Raw genomic sequence first — 20,027 nt, 5'->3', positions numbered from 1 at the left:
TTCTGCGATTGCATAGTAGCTTTATTGATTTTTTCATTCTCATCCCGTTACTTCCTCTCTGTATGTAATATAAGTATATTATATCATCGGTAACTCTCTCATTTTGTGAGCATTCTGTGAATCTATACCTTGAAAAACAGCTTTAATTTGTTTTTTTTAGATACTAATTTTACTTTACATAATAGTTGGAATTCATATTCTTCCGATTTTGGCTATATTTGTATCTATGTGAAAATCAATCCTCAAACCCAGTTCTCCCTCTTCCCCGCATAATTATGTTACAATATGACTAAACTATATCAATGATAGATTGTGAGTGATAGCTAAAATGGTTTGGGATGCTACTAATATCTTTTTGTTTGCGGCAAACATCTTGACTGCACTGTATATTTTGTATAATGATGCAGTAATTCCACTTTGGAAAGGTAAGACGGTTTTAAGTGTCAAATTGCGTTCTCGTGGTCGATGGGACGGTTATATTTTTGTTGGGATTATCGTTCTGTTATTCGTTTCTAATACGTTCTTTCGTGAAGGACCATTTTCCACTTCTGTCCTGCTTGGGATTATGGGTGTGCTTTTCATCTACATTTGCTTCTTCCGTAGTTCAAAAGCTGTTTTCAAAGAATCTGGACTTTTTTATGCCCTGTTATTCTTCCCTTATGCAAAAATTGAACGGATGAATTTATCAGAGGATGGCGTGCTTGTGATTGAAACCAATCGTCAACGCTTGATGCTGTTTGCAAGATCCGAGAAAGACTTAGAAAAAATGCTTGCTGTATTTACTACATATAGCTAAAAACGCCACGCTTGATTTCCTGTTTTTAAGGAAATGAAGCATGGCGTTTTTTTATATACCAACATTACTCAATTTTATTTCCGGGATAACAAATTCAACAAATCTCCCATGGAGCATTTCGATTTCTTCACTGAATTTCGTGTCAAAACAAATGATACTTTCTTCTAAGCGAAGCACTGCAAAGCCATCTTCCTCGTAATCCTCTAACTTCCCAATTACGTGAACTAAGCCCTCTTCATCTATTTCTAGTGCACAATGTTTTTCTTCGCTTTCGTGCAGTAGTTCCGCGCTAATCATGTCCGGTATCGTAATTTCTACTGTGTAAACCCTACTTGGTTCTGGGTCTTCATCGGCCCATATTCCAACGCATTCACCATATTCACTACTAAAAGCGATTCTGCCGTCAGTCAATTTCTTTTGAACCTTTATCTCCACTAACCATTTCCTCCTGCGCTTCAAATTCTTGCTTTATTATAGCACAAAACTGGAAAATGACGTTAATTTTTAGCAAACTAATTTCACTTTTTATTTGTCATTTGTCACATTTGAAAGTATGATAAGTATATACTTTTTGTCAAAGGAGAATGGGTAATGACGATACTTGCGTTTGATTTAGGTGGAACAGCAGTAAAGTTTGGTGTGTTGACAACAGCTGGAGAAATACTAGAAAAAGGTAAATTCAGTACCCCAGATAATTTGGATGAAATGATGCAACTACTTGTAGAGGTAAAAAATAAATATGATTATACGTTTCAAGGTGCGGCTTTTAGTTGTCCGGGTGCGGTGAATAATGAAACCGGTATCATTGGTGGAGCGAGTGCAATTCCGTACATACATAATTTCGCTTTTAAACAATTACTTGAAGAAAAACTGGTGCTTCCAGTTACGATGGAAAATGACGCTAACTGCGCTGCTTTAGCGGAAGTTTGGATTGGTGCGGCGAAAGATAAACAAGATATTATTTTTATGATTCTTGGAAGTGGTGTTGGTGGTGCGGTTATTCGCGGTGGCAAGGTGCATCACGGGGCCAATTTGCATGGTGGTGAATTTGGTTATATGTTGATGGATCGTGACGGACACACGCTTAGTGAGCTTGGTACGGTCGTGAACGCTGCTGCGAGAATTGCTGAGCGTTTAGAAGTTCCTGCAGATACGATTGATGGACTTGGTGCTTTCGAATTGCGTGCAGACGGAAATACCATCGCGGAGGAAGAATTGGATACAATGTTTTATTATCTTGCTCGGAGTATTTTCAATTTACAATATGCGCTGGATCCTGAACTAGTTGTTATTGGTGGTGGCGTGAGTGAACGGGCGGATTTTATTGATGAGTTAACTCGTTATGTGGCGAAGGTCAAAGCAAGCGTGCCGATTGCGACGATTAGTCCTACTGTCGCTCGATGTGTATTTGGAAATGACGCGAACTTGATTGGTGCTACTGCTTTTCATTTAGCGTAACAAAAGAAGCTGGTCACTTTTATTGTGCCAGCTTCTTTCTATGCTAATTTTTCTAATTCTCCGCGGCTTTTTAGTACTTCGGAAACTGCTTCTAGCCACTTTTTCTGTTTATTGACAACGAATTGATATTTCACTCCAGAATTCATGTCGATTTCTAAAATGTTGGAAAGTAATTCTTTTCCGAGGATTTTCGTACGAACACCGCGGATTTTTGCGACTCGATTAAGTGGAATATTGATTTCTTCGTCAAAATAATCATTCGGTTTGTGGACAATATAGGTTGCCGTTAAATACAATTTTCCGGGGACGGCTTTAAACCCATTTTTCGCGTTGGCAAGGCCTTTATGAACGACTTCTAGTTCTTCTTCCATAAAGCTTTCATCTCCTTATTCTTCTACAATTTGTAGATTACTTTTTCAGTACGAATGGGCCAAAACGCTTCTTGCTGCTTTTTTTCGGTGCAAGGATATTTAAATGACTGCCGAGAACTTCGATTTCTGCTGGAACACCCGGACCTGGGTCGCCATCAACATTGATGCTTAAATCTTCTCCGCTCGCATCGATGGTCAGTTTTTTCGTTTTAATGTAAACGACGCCCTCGCTATTTTTTAAATTGCCGCGGATTAATTGTGGGATCATGTTGGCTGCATCGAGCAAACCTAGCTTGGTTAGAATAATAATGTGGAGATAGCCGTCGTCGATTTTTGCGTCTGGTGCCCATGACTCCATCCCGCCGACTGATTTTGTTAAACCAGCCACGACTAGCGCTGCCTCGCCTTCCCAAACTTCTTCGTCATACTCTATTTTAAAATGAAGTAACTCATTGCGGTTAAATGCTTTTAGGCCCTCTAAAAAGTATGCCACGGAGCCAAATTTAGTTTTTTGTTCGACACTAACTTGGTCGACAGCTTGCGCAATCATTCCAATTGCTAGGACGTTCATGAAGTATTGGTCGCCAATTCGGCCAACATCCATCGGTACTGCGATCGCTTTTTCTAATGCTTGAATGGCTTTTTCAGGTTTTAGCGGTATACCTACCGAGCGCGCCAAATCATTGACAGTCCCAAGTGGAACGAAGCCAAAATCAGGACGTTTTGCATGAATAGCGAGACCGTTTATTGTTTCATTTAAAGTGCCGTCTCCACCCATCGCAATCACCGCTTCAAAACCTTGTTCCGCTGCCCAAGAAGCAAATTCTGTCGCATCTCCTGCTTTTTCAGTGAGGCGAACTTCTACCTCATCATAACGTTTTTTTAGTACTGCTTCTGTCTTCCCTTGGTAGGTTTTTCCTTTTTCTTTGCCTGATGACGGATTCACAATCAATAGTGCTTTCCCCATTGCACTCACCCTTTCTTGCCAAAAATTCTATTTATAAATTCACATAATATATCGGCATCTTCACTACTATAGTTTACCTTGAAATGGGGATTTGTACCAGTCACAGCCTTGTAAAATGCCGAAAAAAGTCGTAAAGTGAAGGGGAACACAAAATAGAGTTGTGGAGGAATTTAAAAAATGAAATCATTTCAAGCGCTTTTCATTGAAAAAGAAGCAGATAATACTTCCCTTCATTTTAGAGAAACGACATTAGATAACTTACCAGAAAATGAAGTAACGATTGAAGTACATTATTCTGGTATTAATTACAAAGATGGGCTGGCAGTGCTTCCAGACGGGAAAATTGTGAGTAAATATCCTTTCATTCCCGGGATTGATGCAAGTGGCATCGTGGTGGAATCGAAATCCGACCGTTTTCAATTGGGTGATGAGGTTATTGTTACTAGCTATGACTTTGGTGTGAGCTATTTTGGTGGCTATAGCGAGTTTATTCGCGTTCCAGCTGACTGGGTTGTCCCTTTGCCAGATGGTTTATCGCTAAAAGAAGCGATGATACTTGGCACAGCAGGCTTTACAGCGGCTCTCTCGGTCGATGCACTGGAATTTAGTGGCGTAACCCCCGATGCTGGAAAAATCGCTGTAAGTGGCGCAACTGGCGGTGTAGGTAGTCTTAGCTCAGCCATCCTTGCAAAACGCGGATTTTCAGTCGTAGCCTCTTCTGGCAAAAGTGACGCCAAGGAATTCTTAGAAAAATTTGGCGTAACGGAAATACTCCCAAGAGAAGCTTTTCAGCCTGAAAAAGTGCGTGCGTTAGATAAACAACTTTATGCTGGTGCGATTGATTGTGTTGGTGGCAAACCGCTTTCTTATCTTCTAACAGCCGTTCAATATGGTGGCGCCGTGACAATATGCGGCATGTCAGCTGGTGGAAAATTAGATACGACCGTCTTTCCATTCATTTTGCGCGGCATTCAATTGTTCGGAATTGATTCTGTTTTATGCCCGATGTCAAAACGAGTTCGGATTTGGAATAGACTTGCAACCGATTTTAAATTGGCTAATTTAGAGAGTTTGGCAACAGAAGTACCATTTTCCGAGTTACCTAGAGCGCTCCATCAAGTAATGAACGGCGGCGTTACTGGTAGATATTTAGTGAAAGTAAAATAAAAAGGATGGTCCTAAATGTAGGACCATCCTTTTATTAACGATATGCGACTAATACGTGCGCATCGATGACTTGATCAATAATCGCCATGCACTGATCATAATCTTGCTCTTCTAAAGCATCAATAAAACGTTGAATGTTAGCAACCGTTTTAACACAGGCATTTTGCGCGATTTTGATAACTTCCTCATCACCAAATTCTTGAATATTATTGAAAAAGTCGTCACTAATTTTTAAGTAGTAATTATTTTTCATATACGTCAATAAATCACTCACAAACCACTTTTCGTATTCGAAGTAAATAGCTGGATCGGCTGGGGGTTCTTCCCGTTCAATTTCGACTAATTTAGCGACAACACGCATTTTGTTGAAGGTGATTTTTTTCGTGCGGATTTTTTGAATAGCTTGTTTTAGAAACAAACCAATAATTTCTGTCATTTCAAAGTAGCGTTCTTTATTAATAATGCTATCTCGAACGAAAGCACCGCGAAAATCATTGTATTCGACATAACCATCTGCAGCAAGCATTCCAATGGCTTTTCGAATCGGCGTGCGGCTAATTTCTAGTTGTTGCGATAGCGTATTTTCAATTAAGCGATCTCCTGGCTTTAGTTCCCCGTTTCGAATCTTCTTTTTAATTTCCCGATAACAAACACTTTCTCTCGTCTCTTTGCGTTTGGTTGTCATGATTCTGCCTCCTAAATATGCCTATAACGATATGTTTATAAAAAGGACCGTGATGTAATTATCTCTTTTAAAAATTCACTTTCATTCACTTTCTTTTCCATTGCTAAAAATGGGTGGTAACTGGTGTTTTCACTAACAAGCATAGCCGTTTGAATGGCAATAATTTCTCTTGTAAGTTCTTGTTCTTTTCTTGTGTTTATTTCTGATTTGGAGCGGATAATTCTCATAACTGTAAGACCGATAAAATATAAAATGACCGCCATCACGATTATTACAACTGCTGCAATAAGTCGCTCCACTACATTTTCCATTAAGAATAAAAAGGAACCGCCCAAAATCGCCAAAAACGCTGCGATAAAAACGCCGATTATGGTGTTTAATGGTTTATAGTTCTTTTTCTCTTCTGCCATTTCTGAATGAACAAAGCGAAGTAGTTTGTCTAAATCGTCCCGCGTGCTAAAACCGCTTTTTTCTAAATAGGCATATAATAAATACCGTCGCATTGCAGTCAACTCTTTAAAATTACGTAATTGATACCGCGTCCGAATAAATTTCTTCGCGCGATTGTAAATTAATAGGTAATACAGGAGTGGAATATAGAGTAAACTAATCAACATCACTGGAATTAAAAACACATTATCCAGAAAATTTGCCACTATAATGTTAATAACAATTATAAGTAGCACGATTAAAAAAAACGCTCTCCAAAAACCCTTTATAAAACTATGTATTAAATTCCAGCTGCCAAGTTTTTTAAAATAAAAATCGTTTAATTTGTTTATAGCCATCTCTACACCTTTTCCTTTTTTTCTAACTTTAAGTTTAACACGAGTTCTTGATTTATTAAAGCGTAGTAATCATTTCCACGAAAAAACTCCAAGAATTCACTTCTTAGAGTTTTTTCTTCTATCTTTTATTCAAATAACATCGCTAAAACGGCTTCTTTTTCAATATCACCGAAGTAGGATTTCGTATCCACTTTTCCCCAAGCTTTACTTAGTTCTTCTTGTTCAAAACGACAGCCAACCATTTTGCGGGCTAGCTCAGTAACATCTTCTGTTCCGAAAAAGTCGCCATAAATCGTCGCTTCTTTTACTTGGCCTTTTTGTAGCGCTAGTTGAAATTCAATAGTGCCCGCTGGAAATCGTTTTTTGCGTTTGATTGTCGCTTTTGGCGATTTACCATATGTCCAGTCCCAATTCCGATAACGCTCGACACGTAATTTTTCGATACCTTGTTTGTCCGCTTCGGTAAATGTATAACGTGGTATCTCGGTCGTTTCAAAAATGGATTCTAGTAAAATTTGCTTAAAATCCAAAATATCCATATCGTTCGCTAGATTTTCACGAATGGTTGTCACACGGCTGCGTACGGATTTAACACCCTTCGATAAGTATTTCTCCGGGTCAACTTGTAGCGCTTTTTCAAGCATCGACAAATCCACATCGAACAGTAGCGTTCCGTGGCTATAAAGGCGACCTTTTGTTGCAAATTGGGCATTCCCGCTGATTTTCTTGCCCTCTACTTCGATATCGTTTCGGCCGCTAAGCTTTGCATTTACACCAAGCTTTTGAAGCGCGCGAATCACCGGCTCAGTGAACTTCGCGAAATTTTGAAAGCTATTGCCGTCATCTTTTGTAATCATGCTAAAACTAATGTTACCTTCGTCATTGTAAACTGCTCCGCCACCTGACAACCGGCGCAGCACATCGATATGATGGTCTTTAACGAACGTGTGGTTAATTTCTTCTAGCGTGTTTTGATTTTTACCAACAATAATCGTCGGCTTCATTCGGTAAAACATAAAATACGTTTCATTTTCATCTAAAAAACGCAGTGCATATTCTTCCATTGCAAAGTTGTACGCTTGATCGAGTACATCTTCATTATCTAAATAAATCACTTTTCTTAAGCATCCCCTTTTGCTTTAAGCGTAATCCGAATAATTTCTGGATCATTAAATAGGCGCGGAAGTTTCGTTACATTTCCAAGGCCACGGCTCACAATAAGCGCTTTTCCACCAGCCCGGTGAATTCCCGCTGTCCATTTTGGCATTAATCCTTGCCCCGGTGCGAAAAGGCCTTCTGTTAGTGGTAGACGAAATTGACCTCCGTGTGCATGACCAGCTAACACCAAATCCACTGGATATGCTTGATAAAGTGGCCAAAACTCTGGACGATGGGCTAGTAAAAAGGTAAAGTAATCCGGTGATAGATTAGCTGTCGTCTCATCTAGCGCTTCTTTTAAAGCCGCCTCTTCCCATTCTCGTTTCGGCAATTCTTTCTCCGCCCAATCATCTCTTACAAACCGTGGATCTGAAACACCAGCCACCATGATTGCCGCGCCATCTTTTTTTAGAAAATAGCGTTCATTTTCGAGAACAGCGACATGATGTTTTTCCATATCTGCTTTAAAATCTTCATAAAATGCGCTTCGACCTTCATGGTTTCCGCTCACATAAAAGACCGGAAATTCTTTGGCCAATTTGCGCACGACTGCCATTGCTACAAACGGTGACTCATCGCCATCAATCATATCTCCAGTTAGAAAAACGGCGTCTGGAGCCAGCTCATTCACAATACTGAGCAAAGGATTATTATATAAACCAAAACTTGCACTATGCAGATCGGACAGCTGAACAAACGTCGCACCGTCCCATTCTGCTGGAATTTTATCTGATACTATTTCATAATTTGTTACAGTTAAATGTTTGGTCGACCAGTAGGCGTACCCTGTAAAAGCAGCAACCGCGCCAAGTATTCCCCATCCAGTTTTTTTCATAGCTAGAAATCTCCTCACTAAATTTGCTGTATGTTTCATTATAGCAAATTAAGGATGAACTCGCTTTAGTCAGCTATTTGATATTCTGCTAGTTTTTGCAAATCAGCCGGGCTCACTTCCGCTACTATCTTCGTGCCATTTTCCAAGTATTCGGTTTCTAACACGTCGGCATGGTCGTTTAAATAAGCGACAATTTGACCAGCTTCAAATGGAATTAAGAAAGTTGCTTTTTCATAGCTGGCGAATAGTTCCTTCCGAATGACTTCCGTTAGAAACTCCAAACTTTCTTCTTCCCGCGCCGAAAAAACAATCGTATTATCCGTTTGTTTAGGGTATATTTCGTCTTCCATTAAATCAGCTTTATTGTAAGCGTAAATAACAGGAACATCTTCTACACCAACGGCTTTCAATGTTTCTTCTGTCGTCTTCATCATCGTTTTATAATGCGGGTCCGAATAATCTACCACATGAATGAGTAAATCGGCATCGCGCGCTTCTTCTAGTGTGGAACGGAATGCTTTCACTAATTGATGCGGCAGTTTGCTCACAAAACCAACCGTATCTGTGAGTAAAAATTGCTTGTTATCTGGCAACACAATTTCGCGTACACTCGTTTCCAGCGTAGCGAAGAGCATATCTTTTTCAAAAACTTGTTTTTCGGCTGTTTCACTATAGGCGCGTACTAAGCCGTTCATCGTTGTGGATTTTCCAGCATTCGTATAACCAACGAGCGACACCACCGGAATTTCATTTTTCTTCCGTTTGCGACGACGTACTTCACGGTCATCTACCAGCATATCGAGCTCTTTTTGCAAATGGCGGATTTGATTTTTGATAGTTCGGCGGTCGGTTTCGATTTTCTTTTCACCGGAACCACGGTTGCTAAGTCCGCCTTTTCCGCTTTGCTGGTCCATGTCTTCGCCTTGTCCGAAAATCCGTGGTAGTTCATATTTCAATTTGGCGATTTGGACTTGCAGTTGGGCTTCTTTTGTTTTTGCTCGGTTTGCAAAGATAGCCAGAATCAGCCCAGTTCTATCCATTACATCCAGTTCGAGCGCTTCTTCTAAATTTCTGATTTGCGACGGCGAAAGTTCATCATCAAAAATAATCAAACGAGCTTCCTGCATTTCTGCCAGGCCTTTGATTTCGTCCACTTTGCCTTTTCCAACATAAGTAGCGCGATTTTCACGGTCAATATTTTGGCGAATTTCACCCACTACTTCCATATTATTTGCAGCCGCTAAATTGGCTAATTCTTCCATTGAATAATCAAAATTTGCTTGTTTTTGGCTTATGCCAACGATTAATACTTTTTTCTCCATAAAAAAGGACCTCCTGAAATAGATTCAGCGCGGTCAGGGGTTCTGAGTAGATTGAAACACAAAAACAGCATCAAAAAGATACTAGCTTGCCTTCAAATGAAGCGGATTTCTCCTTCATTCTACCCATATTTATTTTGGGTGCCATACATGCACGCAAGACCAATCCCGTTATCCATACCAAATAAGCATGGATATTCCCGCACTATTAAATTAGTTGCATAGATTTTTTGGGAAACGTAGTCTAATATAACGCATGATGGGCAACCCTCCGTTCAATTTAGATGCCCCTAGTTTAACATGATAGTTTTTGTTTCGCAACTAATTCTCGTTAATTCGGTCGCTCAATTCGGAAAATATCACCAAGTTTCGCATAGTCATTTCCCGCCAAACGTGCTACTGGCGCAAGCTTTTCTGGCAAAATGTAATGATGTTCAGCGTCAAACACATCGTCTGCAAAATCATATGTCACAATCCGCGCTAAAATTAAATCAGAAATAACCTCACAAGCATCATTCTTAATCGGAATAATCTGGTCTAGTTTAGCAGTGAGGACAATTTTTGCTTCGGAAATTTTTGGTGTTTTCATGTCTGGGACTGGCTCTAAATGCAAGTTCGTCTTGTCGATTTCGCTCACATCTGGCGCAAGGCGCGCGGCAGTTTTATTCATCTCTTCCACAAATTCCTCGCTGACAATATGGATGTTTAATTCCTTCGTGAAAGCTGCATTCCTCGCTGTATCTTTTTGCTTCCCATCCGCACGTTGGACGACGATAGAAACGATTGCTGGATCACTCGAAACGACATTAAAAAAACTGAACGGAGCGGCGTTAACCGTCACCCCGTCCTCAGCAAGTGTAGTAATAAAAGCAATTGGTCGCGGAATAATACTTCCTGTTAAAAATTTATAATTATCTTTTTGGGATAAAGCAGCACTGTTAAAAATAGCCATCATTGGACCTCATTTCTGGTTGTTTTGATACCATTTTTTCGCTTCTTCTAGTTCTTCCATAGTCAGTGAATGCCCCGCCGCCGTCCAAACGGTTTCGACGTTCGCACCACGTTTTTCGAGGATTTCTACTAGTTCTTCGGAAGCTTTTGCCGTAATCAACGGATCGTTTAAACCGGCCGAAAGAAATACATTGCGGTGGCTAATGGAAAAATCGGGTTGTTTATTTCCAGCTGGCATCGCATGAAACAAAATCGCTTTATGGAAACTATCTTCCGCTTGAAGCAACGCATTGGCCGCTATATTGGCGCCATTCGAGTAACCGACAGCAATAATTCGCTCAAAATCCAGTTGGTACTCATCCGCCAGTTCACGCGTTGTTGCGATTAATTCTGCCGTTTTGCTTTCCAAATCCTCTAAGTCCAAACTGCCGTCATGAAACCTTTTGAAAAATCGGTTTGCTCCACCTTCTTTGATGTCACCTCGTAAGGATAAAACTGCCGCATCACCCGCGATAAACTCCGCTACTTCGACAAGCGACTTTTCATCGCCGCCTGTTCCGTGAAGTAGTAATAATGGCGCTAATTCCTTGTTTTTCCCTGGAATAAAAATATGTTCCATCCGTTTTCAGCTCCGTTTCGTATTAATTGGGCGTACCATTTTTTCAATTTCAGCTCGTTTTGGTTCTAAAAATGGTGGCAGGGCTAATTTTTCGCCGAGTGTTTCGTATGGTTCATCACTTGCGAAGCCCGGGCCATCTGTTGCAAATTCAAACAAAATCCGCTCTGAAACGGGCACATATAACGATTCAAAATAGAAGCGGTTTACATAGCCAGAATTGGGTGCTTCAATTGTATTCATGCGTTCAATCCATTTTTGCAACTCTTCATGATCTTCTACTCGGAAAGCCACATGATGTACGCCGCCATAACCTTGCATTGCAGCTGGGATATCGGTACGTTCTTCAACAATTACTTGCGCCCCGTTTCCCCCTTCGCCAACCTCGTATAAATGAAGTCCATCTTCTTCTGTCACTTTTCTAAAGCCAAAAATTGTTTGCAAAATCGCCTCCATATTTTTCAAGGAAACAACGGTTAAAAAGACTGGTCCTAAGCCATAAATTGCATATTTTTCTGGAACTGGTCCGTTCTTCCAAGGAGTTCCGGCAGCCACGCCTTCGTTATTTTCATCAGAAATCAATTGTAATTGTTGGTCATCAAAATCTTGGAATGTGAGATATTTTTTGCCAAATAAAGTTTGGATATCACCGTGGGGAACTTCTAATTGTTCAAAACGATTCAACCAGTATTCCAGCGCCGCATCGCTCGGTACACGGAAAGCTACGCGCGAAATACTATCTGTCCCGTGGCGTCCTTTTGGTAAATTCGGAAAATCAAAAAACGTCATATCTGTCCCCGCCGAGCCTTTATCATCAGCGAAAAACAAATGGTACGTATGAATATCGTCTTGATTGACGGTTTTTTTCACTAAACGCATTCCTAAAACTTCTGTGAAAAATGCATAGTTTTTCTCGGCACTACTTGTCATTGCGGTTACGTGGTGAATTCCTTTTAAATCTTTAATCATCATAAATCTCCTCCAAAATAAGTTTCAATTTCTGTTCTTTTTCCTTCTAAAAAGCTTGGTAAGGCTAGCTTATCGCCCATTGTTTCTAGCGGTTCGTCTATTGTAAAACCGGGGCCAGCACTTGCAAATTCGATTCTAAGACCACCGGGTTCGCGGATATATAAACTTTTAAAATACTCGCGGTCCACAAATTCTTCTATTTTCAAGTCATTGCGAACGGCTAAATCGTGCAGTTCGTCGACGGCTTCTTTTGTTTCTACAGTATAAGCAATATGATCAATCGTGCCTCGGCCAGTGCGGGATTTTTTGTCGGAGGTCGTGGCGTGCAATTTCGCAAAACTCATCTTGTTCTTATCTACTAATACCCCATTCTGCCTTTCTAAGCCAAAAAGATTTGTGAAAAACTGGCTCGTCGCGGTCGGATCTGGCACGTGATAATCAGTGCCGATAATTCGAACAAGTTGTTTTTCGGCCGGGATATCGGTGTGGATGGTTGGGTTAGAATTAGTAGCCGGTATTTCCGTTAGGATGATGCCCATTGTGTCGGGATCTTGTAAGGTTAAAGTCTGGCCGTCTTTTTGAAAAGAAATCGCAAAATCGTTTAGCCTTTTTTCCCAGTAAGGGCTTGTGTCTGTTGGTATTCCTAGGGTGACATTGCCGAAATAGGCGCGTTCGTCGTAGCTTGAGCCAATGCGCGGTACTTCAAAAAATGTCAGCAAAGTCCCCGGCGAGCCGATATAATCGCCATAAAATAGGTGGCGCATATGGATATTGTCTTGGTTCACTGTATTTTTCACGAGCCGAAGCCCTAATATTTCTGAATAAAAATGATGATTTTCGCTGAATGATTTCGTTAGCGCGGATACATGATGGATTCCTTTGATCATTTGTTTGTACCTCCTTCTTGATTACTAACTACAGTTTATAACTAAACTATTAAAAAGAAAAGTTTTATGCTCACAAAAAGTAAGTAACTTTTAAAGACCGCAAAAAAGAGCGCCATTAAGCGCTCTTTAATACACATCTCTTTTGGTGAAAATAAAATAGGATAAAACGAATGCGACTAGCATCCACACGGTTAACACGAGCATCGAGAAACTCAATGTCATGCCTTCGACGGGTGGGCTGGAGCCGTTTAAGTAATTCGTTAGTTGTAAATTAACCATAAATAAATATTTCGCACTCGGCCAAGAGCTGACGAGGTTGGTTAAAATGGTTCCGGTGATGAGTGAAGCAAGCATAATCCCCATTACTGCGGCTGTAGAGCGGACGAGCACCGATACAAACATCGTTAACACGCCGACCACCATACTGACAAACCACGCAAGCCCAAATTCCATGAGTAGTAATTGCCAAACTGGAAGCTGGTAAACATCTGTTGTTGTCACAGCACCATCTTTCATGCCAAATCCGGTGAGAACTGGCGCATCCCAGCCACCGTAACCAAACACAATTCCAGAAATCAGATAGGCAATAACGGCGGATAATACCATAATCGCGGAAATTGAGAGCAACATCGATATATATTTACTCGTCAAAATTCGCCATCGCTTCACAGGCCTTGTCAGCAGGAATTTCATCGTTCCCGCACTTGTTTCAGCACTGATTAAGTCAGCCGCTATAACCATGATAAAAAGTGGAAACAATAAACTAATACCATTTTCGACAAACGTTTTTAGGAAAGTTGGGGCTCCAGGAGCATTTGGATTGATGTCATGATCTAAATAATATTGTAGTTGCCCGACAAGCACTTTGAAATATTTTTGATATTCTTCTGGCAGTCGCCCTGTACCGAGTCTGTTTTCAAGGTCAACAATTTGTTGCTGGGTTTGCACATGCCAATCGCTTGTCCCAGCTTGCTTTTCGTCTTCTTGATGCTGCCGGAACTGTGCATACGTAAAAATCGCTACGATAATTGCCACCAACGCTAAAATAACGATGAGTCGCTTTTTGCGCCAAAGTTTTAATTGCTCATTATAGACTAAATTAATCAATCGTATGACCTCCTGTTAACTCAAGAAATAGGTCTTCGAGAGATGGTTTTTTCTTGTCGATTTCATGGACTTGAATGCCTTTTGCAACCAACTGTTCGTTCCATTCGGCGCTATGTTCATTCACTGCGGTCACGAGATATTCGCCGTCCACTTCTACTTCAGTTACACTTTCCAAAAATGCTTTGGCTTGTTCAAAAGGAGTCGCCAGCCAGCGTAATTGTGCGCGAGAACTAAGAAGATGTGAAACTTGATCGGTTTTAATAATCGTCCCCTCTGTCATAATCGCCACTCGGTCACATAAAAGTTCAATTTCACTTAATAAATGAGAAGACACGAGCACACTAATACCTTCATTTCTAGCCAGCGCACGGATAAAGTCGCGCATTTCGTGAATTCCAGATGGATCGAGACCGTTTGTTGGCTCATCAAGAATTAATAATTTCGGATTCGAAAGTAACGCTTGAGCAATGCCTAAACGCTGGCGCATACCAAGTGAATAAGTAGAAACTCTGTCATTTATCCGCTTTTCTAGCCCAACTAGCTCGGTTACTTCTTGAATGCGTTCTTTTTTAATCGAAGAATCCATTCGGGCAAAATACGCCAAATTTTCTTGGCCTGTTAAAAATGTATAAAATTCCGGATTCTCCACAATAGAACCAAGACCACGCATCGCTTCCGTGAAATTTTTGCGGATATCTTTTCCACCAATTAAAATCGTTCCAGATGTTGGTTTGATTAGCCCCACAATCATTCGAATCGTCGTTGTTTTGCCAGCTCCATTGGGTCCAAGAAAGCCAAAAACTTCTCCGGGCATCACTTCAAAAGAAATCCCTTTGATAATTTCTCGTTTGCGAATTTTTTTATGCAGATTAGTTACTTGAAGTGCTAGCTCCGTCATCGCTTTCTCCCCCTCCCGTCTGAATAACCTCCGTCACTCGATTACCGATAAACTGATATCCGGCATGATTTGGATGAAATTTATCAGTCGCTAAATAGGCGTCCCCATTTTGCTGAAATAAATCAAAAGTCGGAATATAAATGATATTTTTCTCGTTTTGCGATAGATTTTGACTTTGCATGTTCCACTCATTCGCAACTGCCGACATTTCGCTCGCATTTTCTAATGACATAAACGGATTGTACAGCCCAATATGAAAAACAGGCGCAGATGGATTCAATTTTCGTATCGTTTGGTAAATTTGTTTTAAATTGCTCGTATAGCTTGCTTCAGCTTGTTTAATCGCATCACTTTTGAAATCATCCAGTGCTTCTCCGCCACGAAACAAATCATTGCCGCCAATTGTCATTAAAATAACATTGGCTGATTTTATTTGATTTTGCACTTCTTTTTGATCTAATTGCTTGAGAAGTTGTCCTGATTTGGCCCCGCTAATAGCAAGATTGACATTCTCGACATTTTTCTCTTTTTGTTTGTAGAAATTCTCCACCACTCGGACATACCCACCGCCTTCTGTGTCACCAACACCATATGTAAGTGAGTCACCGAGCGCCGTTATTTTAAAGGTATCTTGTTTTTTCGTTACGGTTGTATCTTTTTGGGTAGTTGTTTTTGTATTATTTGCTTGGTGATTTTTCTGCCCATACCAAATCGATCCAACCCCAATTACGCTCAAAATTAATGCAATAATGGAAAAACCTAACAGAATCTGAACTGTTTTACTCTTTTTCACCTACTACCACCCGCCTTTTCATGAGGTTTATATTTCACTAAGTATAGCATATTTTAAAAAGAGACTCCTTCATTTAAACGAGCCCGTTACAAAGTGCATCTGCATAGGTTATTACTTTTTTTGCATAAAAAAGAACTAAATCCTGGATGATATACCAAGATTTAGTCCGCTATTTGTCACTCGTTTCATTCATTATTTAATGCTTCTTTGCGTTCCCTTTCCTCTCGTACTTCTTCTTGTGCTTTTTTGTTATGCTTTATACATCGTACAGCTGCATAAATATATAAAAAGCAAGAAAAGCAAGAAAAGCAAAAAAAGAATTTAAAATTGAAACCTTCAATTAGGCTAGGTAGTAACAAAAGAATACCACTTATAATAAGATAGATGATTTGTTTAGTGGAAATATACCAAGTCATAAATGAAGCAACCACTAAGCCGATAATTCCATGAAGAACAAGTCCAACTCCTACTAATCTAAGAAGTATGATAAATTCTTCCTCACCACCTAGTCCTACCAAAACTGGTACTATTAAAAATAGGCAAGCAGTGGCAATTTCCATACCACATGCTACTCGAACTAACAATCTTGCTTTTGATAACATGTTGTGTGTTCCTTTCTCAGAAGTATAAACTGATTTATTCATAGTTGTATTTTGAAAAATGAAAGCTCATACGTCTATACGTTTGAATATTCACAAATCAATAATTTCATTATAGTATATCTTTGTTTTTGGAGCAAGTGTGTTAGTGATTTCTATAATCACATCTACTGTTAAGTTACGCTTGTATTAGAGATCCTAATGGATGCACCCGAATCTTGCTATATAGTACACCTACATGGATACTCTTTTTGCATAAAAAGAACTAAATCCTGGATGATATACCAAGATTTAGTCCGTTATTTGTCACTCATTTCATTCAATATTTAATGTTTCTTTGCGTTCTCTTTCCTCTTGTACCTCTTCGTGAGCTTTTACATTATACCGTATACATAGTACGCCTGCAAAAATGTATAAACCTCCAACGATAGGATTAACAAAGACATTTTCCATTAGATTAGGTAGTAACAAAAGAAAACCACTTACAATAAGATAGATGATATGTTTAGTGGAAACATACCAAGTCATAAATGAAGTAACCACTAAGCCGATAAATCCATGAATGACAAGTCCAGCTGCCAACACTCTAATAAATATGATAATTTCTTCTCCAGATCCTGCCATCATAACAGATCCTATAAACAAGTGGCAAGCTGAAATAAATTCTAATACACAAACTATTCGAACTAAAATTCTTGCTGCTAATAACATGTTGTGTGTTCCTTTCTCAAAAGTATAAACTGATTTATTCATAGGTGTATTTTGAAAATGAAAGCTCATACATCTATACGTTTGAGGATTCACAAATCAATACTTTCATTTTAGTATATCTTCGTTTTTGTAGCAAGTGTGGATGAATTGTCATAAGGTTCTTTGGGAAATTCTCAACCTATTTTTTATTTAGACAAACATTCCAAATTCCTTAATTATATGATGGATTCTAATAAAAGAAATGAATGAGTTTCGTAACATTTTGCTGGTTTTACTTCCCTCACATTTCAACTCCAAATAAAACCCGCTAAATCAACTTAGTGATTTAGCGGGGGTTAAAATTATTCATCAGCCTCTTGTACTTCTCAACAAGCTTCTTATGAGACACGATTAAAAGAATAGGTTTTTCTGCAAGTCTTACTCCGTCAAAATCGCTTTCGTTAAATCGTCCACGAAATCTTGTTTGTTTTCTGCTTTCGACGCTTCGGAAATTGCATCAATATCTTTCGGTTTATCATCCCAGCGCCCAGAATCTGCTGTTACGGCAATATGGATACTTTTATCTTTATTATCATTCATAAAAGTGGTTACGTTTTCTGGAATATCATCGGACTGCACTGTGGTGAATAGAACTACTTTATCATAATCATCTCCTGTTACTTTGTCTAATTTTGTGGTATCGATAATGGAAACATGCACGTTTTTGCCTTCCATGTCTTTTTTTACTTGATCCATTACACTGTCTTTGAATTTACTACCTTGAGTTGCCAGTAATACATGATCTCCTGTAGCTGATTTATTTATTTCGGCATTTTCAGTAACGTCCATTGATTTAATAAAACGGTAGGATAGCATCACTCCTGCAAATATGACTACGGCGATTCCTACGACGATTAAGCTGATTTTTAGTGGTTTTTTCATGTTAAATTCCTCTTTTCTGTTAGTTGGGTCATTCTGATCTTAAAGCTTCTGCTGCATCTAATTTTGCTGCTTTATTACTTGGATAAATCGAGAAAATAAAGCCAATTGTAATTGTTATTACGAGTGTAACAAGGAAATTCCAGAACGAAATATGAATCATATCTTCAAAGCCAATTTTCGTTTCTAAAATAGGACTAGCTATTTTTGCAATTGTCACGGCGACAAGACTTGATAGCACATTAGCTAAAATAATAATATAGCTTGCTTCCATTATGAAAAGTCCGCGAATATGACGTTTTCGATAACCAATTGCTCGGAATACACCGATTTCTCTTGTTCGTTCCACCACACCGATATATAGCACAATCGCAATCATCACGCCAGCAACTGCAAGCGAAAGACCTGCAATAAAGGCAATCAAATACACAATAATATCGGTAAACTGGCTAAATGTATCTACGAAAGCATTCGCGTTTGTAATCGAATAATTCGCCCAATCTTTGTCATCCTCATATTTCTCTGCGATTTCTTCTGCTTGTGCTGTCGTTTTTGTGAATGCATCTACAGATAAAATCGGTTTTTCAATACCAGTTGTTTTAATAAAGTCGTTCATTGTTTTTGTGGAAACATCAAATCCTCTAGCAAAACCTTCTTTAGATGGATTTGTAATACCAGAAATGGTTGTTTCTGTTTTAACCGTATTTTTTGTGTCACTGTTTCTTCCGGCATAAACTAAGGTTATTTTTTTACCAATCAGTTTATCACCATCACTTTTTGTTAATTCATCAGAATCCTTTTTTCCAAGAATAGCTCTTGCTACACTTGACGGGATAACTGCTCCGGTTTCATTATTTGTCACCATTTTCCCGCTTAGAAGGTACTCATCTTTCACAGTCAAATCTTCATAGCGTGATGCTTTAAAATTAGCTTCTTGCATCTCGGCAGAAATATCTTTCAAATATTGACCATCATATTCAAATTTAATTCCTTGGATAGTAGTTCGTTCATAAATTTCAGTAATATTTTCAGCTTCATACAATTGCTTGATTTTCTTAATTTCACTACTCGTTAGCGGAGTAGTTGGTTCAGGTGATCTCGAGCCACCATCTTCTTTATAATAAGTCGTAATCTGATTGGGTGAAAAAGTTGTTCCAAAAATCTTTGAAAGACTTTGATTCACTCCATTTCCAAGCCCAAATGCTAACAAAATAGCGATAATTCCAATCGAAGTCCCAAGTGCTACGAGCAAATTCCGGAATTTTCTATTGAAAAAACTCTTAAAAGAAATTTTAGCAGTCGCCCACCAGTTTAGACGTAACTTTTTTTCGTTTTTGTGGGTAACTTTTTGGATAACTTCTTTTTTTCTTTCAAATGAAATTACTTCTCCATCCGCTAGCCGCAATACCGCATCGGTTTGGTCTGCAATGTTTAAATCATGGGTTACAACTATTACGGTTGTGCCTTTTGCGGCCAAATCCTTAAGCAGTTTAATAATTTCAGCTGAAGTTACACTATCAAGCGCTCCGGTTGGTTCATCCGCAATAATCATATCTGGATTGTTGGCAAGTGATCTCGCAATCGCTACTCGTTGCTTTTGTCCACCAGAAAGTTGTGTTGGTTTTTTACTAGCAAATTCGTCTAATCCGACTTGTCTCAGCAAATCGAGCGCTCTCGCATTTCGGTCACTTTCCGATAATTCAGCATTCAAATATAAAGGAATTTTGACATTTTCAATAACAGACATGTGGTTAACTAGGTGAAAGCTTTGAAAAATAAAACCAATATGATTAAGATGATAGGCGTCTAAGTCTATATCTTGTAAATCATCGCCATTGTATAAAACTTGTCCGGAATAGTCGGTATCTAGCCCACTTATAATATTCAGTAACGTAGACTTCCCACTACCACTTTTTCCTATAATTGCTGCAAATTCTCCGTCTTGAATAGTCACATTAATATCTTTCAAAACTGGTGTTTCGCTTTTCTTTCCTAACTTATAAGATTTTTTAAGGTGTTTAACTTCTAACATTT

The 20,027-nt window shown here is 39.2% G+C and carries 22 protein-coding genes; 3 read left to right on the top strand and 19 right to left on the bottom strand.

Annotation, left to right across the window (positions count from 1 at the left end; genetic code table 11):
* The first annotated feature begins 328 nt into the window (after positions 1–328).
* Positions 329–796, top strand: coding sequence for an Lmo0779 family protein (locus HCJ30_RS02765; RefSeq protein ID WP_185391574.1), 468 nt, complete (start codon positions 329–331; stop codon positions 794–796).
* Between the two features lie 51 nt (positions 797–847).
* On the opposite strand, the gene HCJ30_RS02760 is transcribed toward HCJ30_RS02765, so the two are convergent.
* Positions 848–1,231, bottom strand: coding sequence for a hypothetical protein (locus HCJ30_RS02760; RefSeq protein WP_003721894.1), 384 nt, complete (start codon positions 1,229–1,231; stop codon positions 848–850).
* Between the two features lie 156 nt (positions 1,232–1,387).
* Here HCJ30_RS02760 and HCJ30_RS02755 point away from each other — a divergent pair, with 156 nt between their 5' ends.
* Positions 1,388–2,254 carry an ROK family protein gene (locus tag HCJ30_RS02755; protein WP_185390884.1) on the top strand — a complete coding sequence of 289 codons (867 nt, stop codon included), beginning with the start codon at positions 1,388–1,390 and terminating at the stop codon, positions 2,252–2,254.
* 38 nt (positions 2,255–2,292) lie between these two features.
* On the opposite strand, the gene HCJ30_RS02750 is transcribed toward HCJ30_RS02755, so the two are convergent.
* Complete coding sequence (locus HCJ30_RS02750) at positions 2,293–2,625, bottom strand: hypothetical protein (RefSeq protein ID WP_185390883.1); 333 nt, start codon at positions 2,623–2,625, stop codon at positions 2,293–2,295.
* A gap of 37 nt (positions 2,626–2,662) precedes the next feature.
* Positions 2,663–3,592: a diacylglycerol/lipid kinase family protein gene (locus tag HCJ30_RS02745; RefSeq protein ID WP_185390882.1), complete on the bottom strand. Its 930-nt coding sequence runs from the start codon at positions 3,590–3,592 to the stop codon at positions 2,663–2,665.
* Between the two features lie 177 nt (positions 3,593–3,769).
* On the opposite strand from HCJ30_RS02745, the gene HCJ30_RS02740 reads away from it, so the two are divergent.
* Positions 3,770–4,759 (top strand): NADPH:quinone oxidoreductase family protein, encoded by a 990-nt coding sequence (locus HCJ30_RS02740; protein WP_185390881.1) that lies wholly within the window; start codon positions 3,770–3,772, stop codon positions 4,757–4,759.
* A 34-nt stretch (positions 4,760–4,793) separates the two neighbouring features.
* Here the strand turns inward: HCJ30_RS02740 and HCJ30_RS02735 are convergent, their stop codons facing one another.
* From HCJ30_RS02735 to HCJ30_RS02660, 16 genes are all read right to left on the bottom strand, one after another.
* Positions 4,794–5,444 carry a GntR family transcriptional regulator gene (locus HCJ30_RS02735; RefSeq protein ID WP_185390880.1) on the bottom strand — a complete coding sequence of 217 codons (651 nt, stop codon included), beginning with the start codon at positions 5,442–5,444 and terminating at the stop codon, positions 4,794–4,796.
* 35 nt (positions 5,445–5,479) lie between these two features.
* Positions 5,480–6,232 carry a hypothetical protein gene (locus HCJ30_RS02730; RefSeq protein ID WP_185390879.1) on the bottom strand — a complete coding sequence of 251 codons (753 nt, stop codon included), beginning with the start codon at positions 6,230–6,232 and terminating at the stop codon, positions 5,480–5,482.
* 125 nt (positions 6,233–6,357) lie between these two features.
* On the bottom strand, positions 6,358–7,347 hold the full coding sequence (lplA2, locus tag HCJ30_RS02725; RefSeq protein ID WP_185390878.1) for a lipoate protein ligase LplA2: 990 nt from the start codon (positions 7,345–7,347) through the stop codon (positions 6,358–6,360).
* A 5-nt stretch (positions 7,348–7,352) separates the two neighbouring features.
* Positions 7,353–8,225 (bottom strand): metallophosphoesterase, encoded by an 873-nt coding sequence (locus HCJ30_RS02720; protein WP_185390877.1) that lies wholly within the window; start codon positions 8,223–8,225, stop codon positions 7,353–7,355.
* A gap of 65 nt (positions 8,226–8,290) precedes the next feature.
* Positions 8,291–9,547 (bottom strand): GTPase HflX, encoded by a 1,257-nt coding sequence (gene hflX / locus HCJ30_RS02715; RefSeq protein ID WP_185390876.1) that lies wholly within the window; start codon positions 9,545–9,547, stop codon positions 8,291–8,293.
* A 328-nt stretch (positions 9,548–9,875) separates the two neighbouring features.
* Positions 9,876–10,496 (bottom strand): flavin reductase family protein, encoded by a 621-nt coding sequence (locus HCJ30_RS02710; protein ID WP_185390875.1) that lies wholly within the window; start codon positions 10,494–10,496, stop codon positions 9,876–9,878.
* A gap of 9 nt (positions 10,497–10,505) precedes the next feature.
* Entirely contained in the window at positions 10,506–11,114 is a 609-nt protein-coding gene (locus HCJ30_RS02705; protein WP_185390874.1) for an alpha/beta hydrolase, read from the bottom strand.
* A gap of 6 nt (positions 11,115–11,120) precedes the next feature.
* The gene (locus HCJ30_RS02700; RefSeq protein ID WP_185391573.1) at positions 11,121–12,080 is read right to left on the bottom strand and encodes a ring-cleaving dioxygenase; all 960 of its coding nucleotides are present in this window, start codon (positions 12,078–12,080) and stop codon (positions 11,121–11,123) included.
* Positions 12,080–12,967 carry a VOC family protein gene (locus HCJ30_RS02695; protein WP_185390873.1) on the bottom strand — a complete coding sequence of 296 codons (888 nt, stop codon included), beginning with the start codon at positions 12,965–12,967 and terminating at the stop codon, positions 12,080–12,082. Before HCJ30_RS02695 ends, HCJ30_RS02700 begins: the two co-directional genes overlap by 1 nt.
* A 126-nt stretch (positions 12,968–13,093) precedes the next feature.
* Positions 13,094–14,074, bottom strand: a complete 981-nt coding sequence (locus HCJ30_RS02690) for an ABC transporter permease (RefSeq protein ID WP_185390872.1) — start codon at positions 14,072–14,074, stop codon at positions 13,094–13,096.
* Positions 14,067–14,972, bottom strand: coding sequence for an ABC transporter ATP-binding protein (locus HCJ30_RS02685; protein ID WP_185390871.1), 906 nt, complete (start codon positions 14,970–14,972; stop codon positions 14,067–14,069). Before HCJ30_RS02685 ends, HCJ30_RS02690 begins: the two co-directional genes overlap by 8 nt.
* Positions 14,944–15,765, bottom strand: a complete 822-nt coding sequence (locus tag HCJ30_RS02680) for an SGNH/GDSL hydrolase family protein (protein WP_185390870.1) — start codon at positions 15,763–15,765, stop codon at positions 14,944–14,946. The genes HCJ30_RS02685 and HCJ30_RS02680 overlap by 29 nt, the downstream gene beginning before the upstream one ends.
* Before the next feature lie 185 nt (positions 15,766–15,950).
* Entirely contained in the window at positions 15,951–16,409 is a 459-nt protein-coding gene (locus tag HCJ30_RS02675) for a hypothetical protein (protein WP_185390869.1), read from the bottom strand.
* A 270-nt stretch (positions 16,410–16,679) separates the two neighbouring features.
* Entirely contained in the window at positions 16,680–17,117 is a 438-nt protein-coding gene (locus tag HCJ30_RS02670) for a hypothetical protein (protein ID WP_260444413.1), read from the bottom strand.
* Between the two features lie 375 nt (positions 17,118–17,492).
* Positions 17,493–17,996 carry a hypothetical protein gene (locus tag HCJ30_RS02665; RefSeq protein WP_185390868.1) on the bottom strand — a complete coding sequence of 168 codons (504 nt, stop codon included), beginning with the start codon at positions 17,994–17,996 and terminating at the stop codon, positions 17,493–17,495.
* Between the two features lie 28 nt (positions 17,997–18,024).
* Positions 18,025–20,025: an ABC transporter ATP-binding protein/permease gene (locus HCJ30_RS02660; RefSeq protein ID WP_185390867.1), complete on the bottom strand. Its 2,001-nt coding sequence runs from the start codon at positions 20,023–20,025 to the stop codon at positions 18,025–18,027.
* Positions 20,026–20,027 lie beyond the last annotated feature (2 nt).

Source organism: Listeria cossartiae subsp. cossartiae (assembly GCF_014224155.1).
Classification (GTDB): Bacteria; Bacillota; Bacilli; order Lactobacillales; family Listeriaceae; genus Listeria; species Listeria cossartiae.
The sequence above is the reverse complement of the archived record's forward strand: the minus strand, read 5'-3'. Positions and strand labels throughout refer to the sequence as shown.

Excerpts from the sequence above, each read along its gene's own strand:
- HCJ30_RS02765 (WP_185391574.1), top strand. The coding sequence starts at position 329 with ATGGTTTGGGATGCTACTAATATCTTTTTGTTTGCGGCAAACATCTTG.
- HCJ30_RS02745 (WP_185390882.1), bottom strand. The coding sequence starts at position 3,592 with ATGGGGAAAGCACTATTGATTGTGAATCCGTCATCAGGCAAAGAAAAA.
- HCJ30_RS02740 (WP_185390881.1), top strand. The coding sequence starts at position 3,770 with ATGAAATCATTTCAAGCGCTTTTCATTGAAAAAGAAGCAGATAATACT.
- HCJ30_RS02675 (WP_185390869.1), bottom strand. The coding sequence starts at position 16,409 with ATGAATAAATCAGTTTATACTTCTGAGAAAGGAACACACAACATGTTA.
- HCJ30_RS02710 (WP_185390875.1), bottom strand. The coding sequence starts at position 10,496 with ATGGCTATTTTTAACAGTGCTGCTTTATCCCAAAAAGATAATTATAAA.
- HCJ30_RS02670 (WP_260444413.1), bottom strand. The coding sequence starts at position 17,117 with ATGAATAAATCAGTTTATACTTTTGAGAAAGGAACACACAACATGTTA.
- HCJ30_RS02700 (WP_185391573.1), bottom strand. The coding sequence starts at position 12,080 with ATGATTAAAGATTTAAAAGGAATTCACCACGTAACCGCAATGACAAGT.
- HCJ30_RS02665 (WP_185390868.1), bottom strand. The coding sequence starts at position 17,996 with ATGAAAAAACCACTAAAAATCAGCTTAATCGTCGTAGGAATCGCCGTA.
- HCJ30_RS02750 (WP_185390883.1), bottom strand. The coding sequence starts at position 2,625 with ATGGAAGAAGAACTAGAAGTCGTTCATAAAGGCCTTGCCAACGCGAAA.
- HCJ30_RS02705 (WP_185390874.1), bottom strand. The coding sequence starts at position 11,114 with ATGGAACATATTTTTATTCCAGGGAAAAACAAGGAATTAGCGCCATTA.
- HCJ30_RS02685 (WP_185390871.1), bottom strand. The coding sequence starts at position 14,972 with ATGACGGAGCTAGCACTTCAAGTAACTAATCTGCATAAAAAAATTCGC.
- HCJ30_RS02695 (WP_185390873.1), bottom strand. The coding sequence starts at position 12,967 with ATGATCAAAGGAATCCATCATGTATCCGCGCTAACGAAATCATTCAGC.
- hflX (WP_185390876.1), bottom strand. The coding sequence starts at position 9,547 with ATGGAGAAAAAAGTATTAATCGTTGGCATAAGCCAAAAACAAGCAAAT.
- HCJ30_RS02735 (WP_185390880.1), bottom strand. The coding sequence starts at position 5,444 with ATGACAACCAAACGCAAAGAGACGAGAGAAAGTGTTTGTTATCGGGAA.
- HCJ30_RS02730 (WP_185390879.1), bottom strand. The coding sequence starts at position 6,232 with ATGGCTATAAACAAATTAAACGATTTTTATTTTAAAAAACTTGGCAGC.
- HCJ30_RS02720 (WP_185390877.1), bottom strand. The coding sequence starts at position 8,225 with ATGAAAAAAACTGGATGGGGAATACTTGGCGCGGTTGCTGCTTTTACA.
- HCJ30_RS02755 (WP_185390884.1), top strand. The coding sequence starts at position 1,388 with ATGACGATACTTGCGTTTGATTTAGGTGGAACAGCAGTAAAGTTTGGT.
- HCJ30_RS02660 (WP_185390867.1), bottom strand. The coding sequence starts at position 20,025 with ATGTTAGAAGTTAAACACCTTAAAAAATCTTATAAGTTAGGAAAGAAA.